The sequence below is a fragment of the Pseudomonas segetis genome, from assembly GCF_900188155.1.
Lineage (GTDB): Bacteria > Pseudomonadota > Gammaproteobacteria > Pseudomonadales > Pseudomonadaceae > Aquipseudomonas > Aquipseudomonas segetis.
On sequence record NZ_FZOG01000008.1, the window covers coordinates 39,298 to 52,166 of the forward strand.

Below are 12,869 nucleotides of genomic sequence, written 5' to 3' on the forward strand. Positions count from 1 at the left end.
AAGCATTGCTCAAGCCAAACTCCCCAGCAGCGCTTACAACCGCTATCCTCTGCAACAACGGAGGCAGGCATGCAAATTTACAAAGTTGGCGGTGCGGTACGTGACCGCTTGTTGGGCCGAGAAGTGACAGAAAATGACTGGGTTGTGGTGGGCGCCACGGCTGAACAGATGGTCGAACTTGGTTATCGCCCGGTTGGAGCTGATTTTCCGGTTTTTCTGCACCCGAAAACCAAAGATGAATACGCACTGGCGCGAACTGAGCGCAAAAGTGGCCTGGGTTATGGCGGCTTTACTTTCTTCGCCAGCCCCGACGTCACGCTTGAGCAAGACCTGATCCGTCGTGACCTGACCATCAATGCCATGGCAGAGGACGAGAACGGCAAGCTCTATGACCCATATGGCGGCCAGCGCGACCTTGAAGCAAGGCTGTTGCGTCACGTATCCCCCGCTTTTAGCGAAGACCCGCTGCGCGTACTAAGGGTCGCCAGGTTTGCCGCGCGCTACGCGCCACTGGGCTTTAGCGTTGCAGTTGAAACAATGCAGCTGATGCGTCAATTGAGCGAGTCAGGCGAACTCAGCGCCCTGACGCCGGAACGAAGCTGGAAAGAAATCTCCCGCGCCCTGATGGAGCCAAGACCCGATGTTTTCATCGAGGTGCTACGTAACTGTGGTGCACTCAAGGCTTTGTTTCCCGAAGTCGACGCGCTGTTTGGCGTACCTCAACCTCCCGCCCATCACCCGGAAATAGACACTGGCCGCCATGTCCTGAGCGTACTGCGCCAGTGTGCAGTGCATGACCAGCCGCTCAACGTTCGCTGGGCCAGCCTGCTGCACGACGTGGGCAAGGGCTTGACTGCACCAGACCAGTGGCCAAGGCATATCGCCCATGAACAACGTGGCATCAAGCTGATCAAGGCAATCAATACCCGCTGCAAGGCACCCAAGGACTGCCAGGAACTGGCGCTGCTGGTTGGCGAATATCACACCCATGGCCATCGCGCCCTTGAACTCAAGCCCTCAACTCTACTGGAGCTGTTACAGCGCTTTGACGTATACCGCAGGCCCCAGCGCTTCGCGGAGTTCATTGCCGCCTGCGAGATGGACGCTCGCGGCCGTGATGGTTTTGAACAGCGCGACTATCCCCAGGCCGACTACCTGCGCCGCGTGATGCAAGCAGCTTGCGCGGTTAGCGTACAGCCACTATTGGCCCAGGGGTTCAAGGGGCCGCAGCTGGGTGAGGCATTGCAACGCGAACGACTGCAAGCCATCAGCCAATTCAAAAAAACCTATCAAGCGCATTCTGATTGACCAATCCGGGCCTAGCCGGGGGGCGCCTCAAGTAGCTCAAGGGGCGTCAATTGCTGCTGCCTCCAGCTGAACGCTGTTGGTTGCAGCACTTGCTCGATCTGCGCATTCGACCAAAGCTCTGCGAAGCTGCGTTGCTCGCCTGGATGCAACGCATCAGGCGCCAGCAGCGACAGCGGCCAAAGCACAAAGGCATTCTTCAGGATCTCAGCTCGGGGCAATATCAAACCATCAAAATTGCCGACCAGATCGCCATAGAGCAACACATCAATATCCAGCGGCAAACCGACGCGATCAGGTGCGTATCGGCCGTTATCGGCCTCGATAAACTTCAGCTTTCGATCAAATTCGTGCAATGGCATATCGGTCATACCGACAACCACCAGATTGAAGAAAGGACCACTTTTAATACCCACCGGCGCGCTCTCGAACACCGCCGAACAGCGCATATCCACAAGCAACCCCGCCAGCGCATCAAGCCCCGCGCAAAGGTGCGCTTCTCGGTCGATATTACTGCCAAGGCCAAGGTAAACCGGAGTTAGCGACATCCGCGCTCAATCTCCACGCCTACACCGCCCTGCGCGGCCGGAACTGCACCGGGCTTGGTCACCTTCAGACGCAGCCAGGGAATCTGGAATTCACTCATAAGCATCTCGGCCAAACGCTCTGCAAAGGTTTCAACCAGGATAAAGGTCGCTTCACTGGCAAAGGCTTGCACCCGTTCAGACAACTTGGCGTAGTCAAGTGCCTTGTCCAGATCATCGCCCGCTGCCGCTGGCTTATTGTCCCAGCCCAATTGCAAGTCTAGGCGCAGGCACTGGCGAATCGTACGCTCCCAGTCATAGGCGCCAATCACAGTGTCGACTTCCAGACCTTCGATAAAGACCCTGTCCAAACCCTTCTCCAATTCTCGAGTTGCCCAGCAATCGGCATTGCCCGAATCAAAACACAAGCCCGGCACTATAAAGATTCCCGGGCAGATATAAATGCTCAATTGCGACCCGGATAATCATCATCCGCCAACTGCGCGACGCTGGCCAGCGTGCCTCTGCCCGCTCACCCAATAAACGCGGGCCTTTCGCGCCTTCCTGATGCCCGCGAGGGGAACACTGAAAAAGGTAGCAAACACCGGGAATAACAACCCGGGCAACAACAAGCCACAGCTGTAAAAGAGCAACCGCGACCTGGGCTACTGGCTTAGTCATTTTCAGTGATTTCCTAGGGCTTGCTCAGCCCTGCTAGAATCAAGGCACACCTTGGGGCGGATCAACTCCATGTTTGCGTTGCTAGTAATTCTTGCCTACTTGCTCGGCTCAGTATCCTTTGCCATCTTGCTCAGCCAACTTGCCGGCAGACCAGACCCGCGCGCCTATGGTTCGGGCAACCCTGGCGCAACCAACATGGTACGCACTGCAGGCAAGCGCCTGGCAATTCTCACCCTGCTCGGCGATTTGCTCAAAGGCCTGGCGCCAATCTTTATCGCCAAAATGCTTGGCCTCAACCTTCAGCAACAGGCCTGGGTTGGACTGGCGGCCGTCGTGGGCCATATGTACCCGCTGTACTTCCGCTTTCACGGAGGCAAAGGGGTTGCAACCGCTGCCGGGGTATTCCTGGGGTTGTATCTTCCCGCTGCACTTCTGGCGACAGCGCTATGGCTGCTCACATTCGCAACAACCCGTACCAGCTCTCTCGCCGCCCTTATCGCAACACCATTGACGCTACCACTACTGGCCTGGCTACAACCAAGCCTGCTGCTGCCCGTAAGCGTACTGACCGCACTTATCGTGTGGCGGCATCGCGGAAATCTACGCGATCTGTTTGCCGGACGTGAGCGACAATTCTGAATCAAGGGCATGAGCCTTTTTCATCCAGCGATTGTCCATCCCGCAGCGCGGCGGCCTCCGTGGCCTCAAGCGCCTTTCACAGCGGTGCGAGCTCTTGCATTGGCCAGCGTGCACGCACGGCGATACTCAGGTCTTCATGCTGCCCAGCCAGCAAACGCTGGCAACCCGCGTAGGCGATCATCGCGCCATTATCGGTACAAAACTCTGGACGGGCATAGAAGACCTGCCCTTTGAACTCGCCAAGCATGCTCTCGAGTGACTGGCGCAAAGCAGTATTGGCGCTCACCCCACCGGCAATCACCAGGCTGTTCAAACCAGTCAGTTTCAATGCACGGCGGCACTTGATGGTCAGGGTATCAACCACCGCCTGCTGAAATGCCAGGGCGATATCGCAGCGTGTCTGCTCGCTGTCATCCCCTTCAGCCAGACACTGCTGCCAGGTATTAAGGGTGAAAGTCTTCAAACCACTGAAACTCATATCCAAGCCCGGGCGATCAGTCATTGGCCGCGGAAACACAAACCGTCCGGCAGTACCTTGTTTGGCCAGGCGCGCAATCTCCGGGCCGCCGGGATAACGCAAGCCCATCAACTTGGCGGTTTTATCAAATGCCTCGCCAGCTGCGTCATCCAGCGACTCGCCAAGCAATTGATATTGGCCAATGCCATCAACCCGAACCAGTTGGGTATGGCCACCCGACACCAACAAAGCGACGAACGGAAAGCGTGGTGGATTTTGCTCAAGCATAGGCGCAAGCAAGTGCCCTTCCATGTGATGCACACCCAGCGCAGGAACCTCCCAGGCGAACGCCAGGGACTGGGCGCAAGAAGCGCCGACCAACAGCGCCCCGACCAGGCCAGGGCCAGCGGTATAGGCAATTGCGTCGATATCCGCAGGACTGCACTGGCCCTGCTCCAACACCTGCCGGATCAACGGCAGCATGCGTTTCACGTGATCGCGCGAGGCCAGTTCCGGCACAACGCCGCCGTAGACACGGTGCAGATCGATCTGGCTGAACAGCGCGTCAGCCAACAGCCCGCGCTCACTGTCGTAGAGCGCGACCCCGGTTTCATCACAAGAGGTTTCTAAACCCAATACCAGCATTGGCTAAAGCCTTGATTTAAAGAGAGACTTGAACAGGAAGTCAGGCATAATAATGGCCGCACGGGTATGCCGACCAGCGCTTTTCGATCAGAGGCTTTGCATTCTTCGCGATGAGGCGTTAACATCCGCAACCCTTAAAAACCTACGTACTCCGACGCCATCTGTCAGGAGCACGTTAACCACCGAATTAAAGTGAAGGTACGCCCTGGATGCCAGCCGTCAAAGTTAAAGAGAACGAACCCTTCGACGTAGCTCTGCGTCGCTTCAAGCGCTCCTGCGAAAAAGCCGGTGTACTGGCTGAAGTTCGCAGCCGCGAATTCTACGAGAAGCCAACTTCCGAGCGTAAGCGCAAGGCAGCTGCTGCTGTTAAGCGTCACGCGAAGAAAGTACAGCGCGAACAGCGCCGTAGCGTGCGCCTGTACTAATACGTACAGACCGCATAGCTGCAGTCAGCATTGCCCGGCTCAGGCCGGGCTTTGCCGTTTCTGCAAGATAATACCCAGAACTGGGTGCACCACTCCGCTTCGCCCCCGGCGAATGACCGGAGTTTTTTGCTGTGCGCTGACTCAATTTCTCGTGAATACCAGCAACGCACCAAGCATCGGCCAGAGCCACATTGGCTCACGGCCACGCACCCCGGCGACGGCGCAGCAATTTACGATGTAATGTTTAGCGCCCCGCAATAGACTATATATGTACGGTCCCCATGTCCGCCTGCGCAACATCAGGCCATCACACTGAGCGCCTATGGCCGGTTTGATTCCACAGTCTTTTATTGATGACATGCTCAACCGCACCGACATCGTCGAAGTGGTGAGTTCGCGCATCCAGTTAAAAAAGGCCGGCAAGAATTACACCGCCTGCTGCCCGTTCCATAAAGAGAAGACCCCTTCCTTTAGCGTAAGCCCGGACAAGCAATTCTATTACTGCTTCGGCTGTGGCGCTGGCGGCAACGCACTCGGCTTTGTAATGGATCACGACCAGCTTGATTTCCCGCAAGCCGTCGAGGATCTGGCCAAACGCGCCGGCATGGAAGTACCCCGCGAAGAAGGCGGACGCAACCACAAGCCACGCCAGCCAACAGACTCACCGCTGTATCCGCTCTTGACCGCAGCCGCAGAGTTCTACCGCCAGGCACTAAAAAGCCATCCACAGCGCAAAGCCGCCGTCGACTACCTCAAGGGACGCGGCCTGACAGGTGAAATCGCCCGCGACTTTGGCCTGGGCTTTGCCCCACCCGGCTGGGACAACCTGCACAAATACCTGGCCAGCGACAATCTCCAGCAAAAAGCCATGATTGACGCCGGTCTACTGGTGGAAAACGCTGAGAGCGGCAAGCGCTACGACCGCTTTCGCGACCGGGTGATTTTCCCGATTCGCGACAGCCGTGGTCGAGTGATTGCATTTGGCGGGCGGGTATTGGGCGACGACAAGCCCAAATACCTGAACTCTCCAGAAACCCCGGTTTTCCACAAAGGCCAAGAGCTTTACGGGCTATACGAAGCACGCAAAAGCAACCGTGACCTCGATGAAATAATGGTCGTCGAAGGCTACATGGACGTCATTGCACTCGCCCAACAAGGCCTGCGCAATGCAGTCGCGACACTTGGCACCGCGACCAGCGAAGAGCACCTCAAGCGCCTGTTTCGCATAGTGCCAAGCGTATTATTTTGTTTTGACGGCGACCAAGCCGGACGCAATGCGGCATGGCGGGCCCTGGAGGCCACCCTGCCCAACCTGCAGGACGGCAGGCGCGCACGTTTTTTATTTTTACCGGACGGCGAAGACCCGGACACCCTGGTTCGCAGCGAAGGCACAGAGGCCTTTCGCGCACGAATCAACCAGCAAGCCCAACCATTGGCCGATTACTTTTTCGAGCACCTGAGCGAAGAAGCTGATCCACGCTCACTGGAAGGCAAGGCACACCTGGTCACCCTCGCCGCCCCAATGATCGAGAAAGTTCCAGGCAACAACCTGCGCATCCTGATGCGCCAGCGCCTGAGTGAAATTACCGGTCTTAGCGGTGAAACAGTCAATCAAATGGCGCCTGTCCACAGCCATCAAGAGACCGGCGCGACAAATGATTTCGCGGATATTCCGGATAGCGCGTATTTCGATGGGCAACCGGATTACAACGACTACCAACATGCTGAACCAGAGCTAAGCTTTGAGTTCAGCAACCAGGAAAAGAGCAAAGGCAACTGGAAGAAACAGGACGGCAAGTGGAGCAAGAAAGGTCGTGACGATTTCCAACCCCGAAAACCCCGCACGGTTATCAGTGTTGAGTCACCCAACATCAGCGCACTGCGCACACTGCTCCACCATCCTGAACTTGCGCAACAGGTCGAAAATGTCAGCCATTTCGCTGCAGAAGACGACACTTACGCACAACTTCTCGTCGCCTTGGTTGGCGCGCTACAGAAAAACCCGAGCCTACGCTCACTGCAACTGATTGCGCGCTGGCACGGCACCGAACAAGGACGTTTATTACAGGCACTCGCAGAAAAGGAATGGTTAATTGATCACGACAACCTTGAACAACAGTTTATCGACACCATAACTAGACTTGCACACAACCAGTCGCAAAGACGGCGTGAACAGGCCTTGCGCAGTGTCATGCAAAAGCGTCCCAGCGAACTGACCGATGAGGAAAAAGCACTGCTCAGAGAACATTACAGCAGCCCTTCCTCAAAGAGCGAGAAGAGCTCAACTGGCGCTTGAGCCCAATTCCGAGGTATAATCCTCGGCTTGTTTTTAGCCCGCCAAGACCTTCAATGGATAGGGTGTTATGTCCGTAAAAGCTCAACAGCAATCTCGTTTGAAAGAATTGATCAGCCGCGGTCGTGAGCAGGGTTACCTGACTTACGCGGAGGTCAATGACCACTTGCCGGAGGATATTTCCGATCCGGAACAGGTGGAAGACATCATCCGCATGATCAACGACATGGGGATCAACGTATTCGAGAGTGCTCCCGATGCGGACGCTCTGTTGTTGGCTGAAGCCGACACCGACGAAGCTGCCGCTGAAGAAGCCGCAGCCGCACTCGCAGCCGTTGAAACCGATATCGGCCGCACCACTGATCCGGTGCGGATGTACATGCGTGAAATGGGCACCGTGGAACTGCTTACCCGCGAAGGCGAGATCGAAATCGCTAAACGCATAGAGGAAGGCATCCGCGAAGTTATGGGCGCTATTGCCCATTTCCCAGGAACAGTCGACAGCATTCTTGCCGAATACAACCGCGTCACCACCGAAGGTGGTCGTCTGGTTGAAGTCCTCAGTGGTTATATTGACCCGGACGACGGCACCTTGCCTGCCGAAGCGGCTGCACCGACACCTGCAAAGGACGATAGCGCAGACGACAAAGACGATGACGACGACAGCGATGACGGCGACGACGAGGAAGAAGAAGGCGACGGCGGTCCGGATCCGGAAGAAGCCCTGCGCCGCTTCACCGCAGTAGCTGAACAGCTCGAAATTGCCAACAAGGCACTGAAAAAGCATGGTCGCGGCAGCAAACAGGCCAATGTCGAGCTCAAGGCTCTGGCTGAACTGTTCATGCCCATCAAGCTGGTGCCCAAGCAGTATGAAGCACTGGTTGTGCGTCTGCGTGACGCGCTTGCGCGCCTTCGCGGCCAAGAACGCGCCATCATGCAGATATGTGTTCGCGATGCGCGCATGCCGCGTGCCGATTTCCTGCGCCAGTTCCCTGGCAATGAAATCGACGAAAGCTGGGCTGAAAACCTGGCTAAAGGCAAGGCCAAGTATGCCGAAGCCATTGGCAATCGCGTTGCCGATATTCAGCGTTGCCAGCAAAAGCTGGTGGCTTTGCAGGCAGAGTGCGACCTGACGCTGGCTGAAATCAAAGACATCAATCGGCGCATGTCGATCGGTGAAGCCAAGGCTCGTCGCGCCAAGAAGGAAATGGTTGAGGCTAACCTGCGTCTGGTTATCTCCATCGCCAAGAAGTACACCAACCGTGGCCTGCAATTCCTCGACCTGATCCAGGAAGGCAACATCGGCTTGATGAAGGCTGTGGACAAGTTCGAATACCGTCGCGGCTACAAGTTCTCGACCTATGCAACCTGGTGGATTCGCCAGGCGATCACTCGTTCCATTGCTGACCAGGCGCGGACCATCCGTATTCCTGTACACATGATCGAGACGATCAACAAGCTCAACCGCATCTCCCGCCAAATGCTGCAGGAAATGGGACGCGAGCCGACGCCGGAAGAACTGGGCGAACGCATGGAAATGCCTGAGGACAAAATCCGCAAGGTATTGAAGATCGCTAAAGAGCCGATCTCCATGGAAACCCCGATCGGCGACGACGAAGATTCGCATTTGGGCGACTTCATTGAAGACTCCACCATGCAATCGCCAATTGATGTGGCGACCGTGGAAAGCCTCAAGGAAGCTACCCGTGAAGTACTCTCCGGCCTAACTGCACGTGAAGCCAAGGTACTGCGCATGCGCTTCGGCATCGACATGAATACCGACCACACCCTTGAAGAGGTAGGTAAACAGTTCGATGTAACGCGTGAACGTATTCGTCAGATCGAGGCCAAGGCGCTGCGCAAGTTGCGCCACCCGACACGAAGCGAGCACCTACGCTCCTTCCTCGACGAGTAAGACTAAAAACCCCGGTAAATTTACCGGGGTTTTTATTTTCTGGTTCCCAGTAAAGTAAGACCCAGACTACACTCAGGCTTATCTACCTACTCGATACGGACTACGCAAGTGATGCGGCAATTGCCAGCCATTATCCTGTTTGGTCTGACGCTCTGGGCATCAGCCGCAGCGGCACTGACATTAACCCCCACTGAAGAAAAATGGCTGCAGCAGCACCCCATACTGCGCCTCGGCATAGACACTTCCTGGCCGCCCTTCGAGTTCCGTGATGAGCAAGGCAAGTATCAAGGCCTCGCCGCAAGCTATATCAGCCACATCGAACAAAGCCTCAAGGTAAAAGTCAGGCCCGTCGAACCCCGAGACTGGAGCGCGGTGCTCACGCTCGCCAAGGCTGGCGATATCGACTTGCTCCCAGGCATCATGTCGACACCCGAGCGGCGAAAGTACCTTGCCTTTACCCGTCCCTACCTGGATTTCCCCATTGTCATCCTGGCACGCAATGACGGACCACAGCCAAGCGACCTCAAAGCGCTTTACGGCTTGAAAGTTGCCGTCGTCAAGGACTACGCGCCACACGAACTGCTGCGCGCCAACAACCCGGACCTGAACTTGCTGCCCTTGCCTTCTGTGGACGCCTCCCTGCAAGCCCTCAGCACCGGCCGCGCGGATGCCCTGGTCGGCGATCTTGCCTCAAGCGTCTGGCGCCTGCGCCAGCTGAAGCTCGAAGGTGTTTCAATCACCGGTGAAACGCCTTACCGCTACCAGTTGGCGATGGCCACCCCAGCAAGCAACCAGGTGCTGGTTGGCATACTCGACAAAGTCTTTGACGAGATGAGCGCTGAACAAGTCGATGAGTTGCAGAAACCCTGGATTGGCGGCGTAATCGATAATCGCAATCACTGGCGTGAAGTACTGATCTACGGCCTGCCCTTTATTGCGGCGCTGCTCGCCATATTGCTGAGCGTTGTAATCAACAACCGTCGCCTGAACACCGAGGCCAGCAAACGCCGCCTGATCGAGCAGGAGCTGCGCGCAAGCGAGCATCACTATCGCAGCCTGGTCGAAAACCTGTCGGCCATCACCTGGGAATCGACGGCAGACTCCCCCTGCTACGCCTACGTTTCCCCCCATGCCGAAGTTCTCCTCGGCTACCCGCTTGAGAACTGGAAGAGGCCGGGCTTTTGGCAAAGTATCTTGCATCCCGAGGACGCAGCCAGAACCGTAGCCTTCACCAGTGCAGAAACCGCCGCTGGCCGCGACCATAGCCTCGACTATCGTTTGCTGGCCAAGGATGGGCACACCGTCTGGGTACGTGACATCGTGACCCTGAGCAGGCAAGAAGACACCCTGACCTTGCGCGGCTTGATGATCGACATCAGCGAAGCCAAGCGCACTGAGCAGGCACTGCTTGTCTCCAAGCAGATGTTTATTTCGGTATTCCAGCAGTGCCCGGACATCATGGTTATTGCCGATCGCAAGAGCGGCAAGCTACTTGAAGTCAACCAGGCATTTGAACAACAAACCGGTATCAGCAGCGACCAGGCGATGGGGAAAACCCCATACCAACTCAATATCTGGGGCAGCAAAGGCGCAGATATCGAGTTTAATCAAAAAATGACAAATGGCTCGCTTCGCGATCTCGAACTGCCATTTCGGCGCAGCAACGGCGAGCTATTTACCGGCCTGATCTCAGCTGAAGCACTCAATCACTCTGACAAGAGTACGCTGGTCGTTGTTATCCGCGACATCAGCCACATACGTCGCACTCAACAAATGCTTGAGCTGTCCGAGGAAAAATTCGCCAAGGCATTCCATGCATCCCCGGACGGCATGCTGATTACCCGCGCCGAAGATGGCGTCTTGCTTGATGCCAATGAAGGATTCGCCCGCATAACCGGGTTCAGTGCAGACCAAGTATTGAATCGCTCAACCCTGGAGCTCGGACTCTGGAACGACCCCGAACAACGCGCCTATATACTGCAGCAACTCAAGAACCACGGCAGTGTGCGCGATTACACCGCGACGATCAGGACAAGCAATGGCGCCATCCGTATTTGCGAGCTTTCAGCCCAGCTTATGACCATCGGCAACCAGGCTTGCCTGCTCACCATCGCCCGCGACGTGACAGAGCGGCAAGTCATGCAGGAAAAACTCCTGCAAGCCGCCACCGTGTTTGAAAATACGGCCGAAGGCGTGATGATTACCGACACCCGCCAATACATCACAGCCATCAACCGCGCCTTTACCCAAATCACCGGGTTCAGCGAACTTGAAACCCTGGGCAAGCACGCCAGCATGCTGTCGTCAGGTCGTCATGACCGCAGCTTCTACGCCGGCATGTGGCAACAACTCAACCTCAACGGCCATTGGCAGGGCGAGATCTGGAACAAGCGCAAAACAGGCGAGGTATTCCCGGAATGGCTCACCATAAGCGCGGTGCGCAACAGCCTTGATGAAATCACTCACTATGTGGGCGTATTTGCTGACATCACACCGCTGAAACAGGCGCAAGCCAAACTGGATCACCAGGCCCACCACGACTCATTAACCGGCCTGCCCAATCGCCTGCTATTCGAAACACGGCTCAGAGCCGAACTTGAAGACTGCAATGCAGGTGGACGCCAAGGCGCCGTGTTGTTCATGGACCTGGATCGGTTCAAGCACATCAACGACAGCCTCGGCCACCCCATTGGCGACCAACTGCTTAAAAGCATTGCCGAGCGCCTCAAGTCCCAACTGGGCGAACAGGACACAATTGCCCGGCTTGGTGGTGATGAATTCATCCTTCTTCTACCTGGCTTGAGCACCCATGAACAGGCATCGCAAACCGCCGAAAACCTCCTGGCCTGCTTCAACCAGGCATTTATCGTCAAACAGCATCAGTTCTTTATCAGCGCCAGCATCGGCCTGTGTCTCTACCCAAGTGACGGCCAAGATGTCGCCGCCCTCGTCAAGAACGCCGACACGGCCATGTACCAGTCCAAAGCCAAGGGCCGCAACCGCCTTGAGCTGTACACCCCTGAGCTGTCCTCTATCGCGACCGAGCGCATGAACCTTGAAATTGGTTTGCGCCACGCCTTGGAGCACGGCCAACTGCATGTGGTCTACCAACCCAAGTTCAGCCTCGGTGACAACCAATTGATTGGCGCCGAGGCCTTGGTACGCTGGGCACACCCGAAACTGGGAGAAATCCAGCCGGATCGCTTTATACCGGTGGCCGAGGAATGCGGCTTGATCCTCCCGCTTGGCAGCTGGATGCTGGAACAATCCTGCAGGCAGATGGCTGAATGGCAGGCCTCTCATGCCCCGTTCGGCGCCATAGCAGTCAACCTGGCCGGGGAACAGCTACGCCAGCCGGACCTTGTTGAAATGATCGCAGCCATGCTCAAACGCTATGGCTTGGCTGCCAACCTGCTCCAGCTGGAGATTACCGAAAGCTTCATCATGAACCAGACAGAAGATGCCCTCGAGACACTGCATCGACTCAAGGATCTCGGTCTGCAACTGGCAATCGATGACTTCGGCACCGGCTACTCATCACTGAGCTACCTCAAGCGCCTCCCCTTGGACACGCTGAAGATAGACCAGTCGTTTGTCCGCGGACTTCCGCAAAATCCCCACGACGCAGCAATTGCCCGCGCCATCATCGCCTTGGGCCACAGCCTGCAGCTCAGCGTAATTGCCGAAGGCGTCGAAACCCAAGCCCAGGCGCAGTTCCTAGCCGACGCAGGCTGTGAACAGATACAGGGCTTTTTCATAAATCGCCCCCTGTCTGCCCAACTTTTTGCAGATAAATTCCTTCAACCGAAGCGATCAGTTGGCATGACACGAAAGGCGCCGGTATAATCCGCCAGCTTCTGAGGGCCTATAGCTCAGTTGGTTAGAGCAGAGGACTCATAATCCTTTGGTCCACGGTTCGAGTCCGTGTGGGCCCACCATATGAAACAACGACTTAAGCCCACCACCCCAGTGGGCTTTTTCGTTT

Annotated in this window: 9 protein-coding genes and 1 tRNA gene; 7 read left to right on the plus strand and 3 right to left on the minus strand. The window is 56.4% G+C overall.

Going from position 1 to position 12,869, the window contains the following annotated elements; translation table 11 throughout:
- The first annotated feature begins 69 nt into the window (after positions 1-69).
- Positions 70-1,308, plus strand: coding sequence for a multifunctional CCA addition/repair protein (locus tag CHB79_RS19990; RefSeq protein WP_089361179.1), 1,239 nt, complete (start codon positions 70-72; stop codon positions 1,306-1,308).
- A gap of 11 nt (positions 1,309-1,319) precedes the next feature.
- Here the strand turns inward: CHB79_RS19990 and folK are convergent, their stop codons facing one another.
- On the minus strand, positions 1,320-1,853 hold the full coding sequence (folK, locus tag CHB79_RS19995) for a 2-amino-4-hydroxy-6-hydroxymethyldihydropteridine diphosphokinase (protein ID WP_089361180.1): 534 nt from the start codon (positions 1,851-1,853) through the stop codon (positions 1,320-1,322).
- Positions 1,844-2,200: a dihydroneopterin aldolase gene (gene folB, locus CHB79_RS20000; RefSeq protein ID WP_010486102.1), complete on the minus strand. Its 357-nt coding sequence runs from the start codon at positions 2,198-2,200 to the stop codon at positions 1,844-1,846. Before folB ends, folK begins: the two co-directional genes overlap by 10 nt.
- A 379-nt stretch (positions 2,201-2,579) precedes the next feature.
- Between folB and plsY the strand changes: the two genes are divergently transcribed.
- On the plus strand, positions 2,580-3,149 hold the full coding sequence (gene plsY, locus CHB79_RS20005; protein ID WP_089361181.1) for a glycerol-3-phosphate 1-O-acyltransferase PlsY: 570 nt from the start codon (positions 2,580-2,582) through the stop codon (positions 3,147-3,149).
- A 76-nt stretch (positions 3,150-3,225) separates the two neighbouring features.
- On the opposite strand, the gene tsaD is transcribed toward plsY, so the two are convergent.
- The gene (gene tsaD, locus CHB79_RS20010) at positions 3,226-4,251 is read right to left on the minus strand and encodes a tRNA (adenosine(37)-N6)-threonylcarbamoyltransferase complex transferase subunit TsaD (protein ID WP_089361182.1); all 1,026 of its coding nucleotides are present in this window, start codon (positions 4,249-4,251) and stop codon (positions 3,226-3,228) included.
- Between the two features lie 209 nt (positions 4,252-4,460).
- Here tsaD and rpsU point away from each other — a divergent pair, with 209 nt between their 5' ends.
- The 5 genes from rpsU to CHB79_RS20035 all read left to right on the plus strand — a co-directional run bounded on the left by rpsU (position 4,461) and on the right by CHB79_RS20035 (position 12,822).
- Entirely contained in the window at positions 4,461-4,676 is a 216-nt protein-coding gene (gene rpsU, locus CHB79_RS20015; protein WP_003296736.1) for a 30S ribosomal protein S21, read from the plus strand.
- A 322-nt stretch (positions 4,677-4,998) separates the two neighbouring features.
- Positions 4,999-6,972: a DNA primase gene (gene dnaG / locus CHB79_RS20020; RefSeq protein WP_010486069.1), complete on the plus strand. Its 1,974-nt coding sequence runs from the start codon at positions 4,999-5,001 to the stop codon at positions 6,970-6,972.
- Positions 6,973-7,039: 67 nt separating this feature from the next.
- Positions 7,040-8,884 carry an RNA polymerase sigma factor RpoD gene (rpoD, locus tag CHB79_RS20025; RefSeq protein WP_089361183.1) on the plus strand — a complete coding sequence of 615 codons (1,845 nt, stop codon included), beginning with the start codon at positions 7,040-7,042 and terminating at the stop codon, positions 8,882-8,884.
- A 111-nt stretch (positions 8,885-8,995) separates the two neighbouring features.
- Entirely contained in the window at positions 8,996-12,730 is a 3,735-nt protein-coding gene (locus tag CHB79_RS20030; RefSeq protein ID WP_089361184.1) for an EAL domain-containing protein, read from the plus strand.
- A 15-nt stretch (positions 12,731-12,745) separates the two neighbouring features.
- Positions 12,746-12,822: transfer RNA gene (locus CHB79_RS20035), tRNA-Ile, on the plus strand.
- Positions 12,823-12,869: the final 47 nt, after the last annotated feature.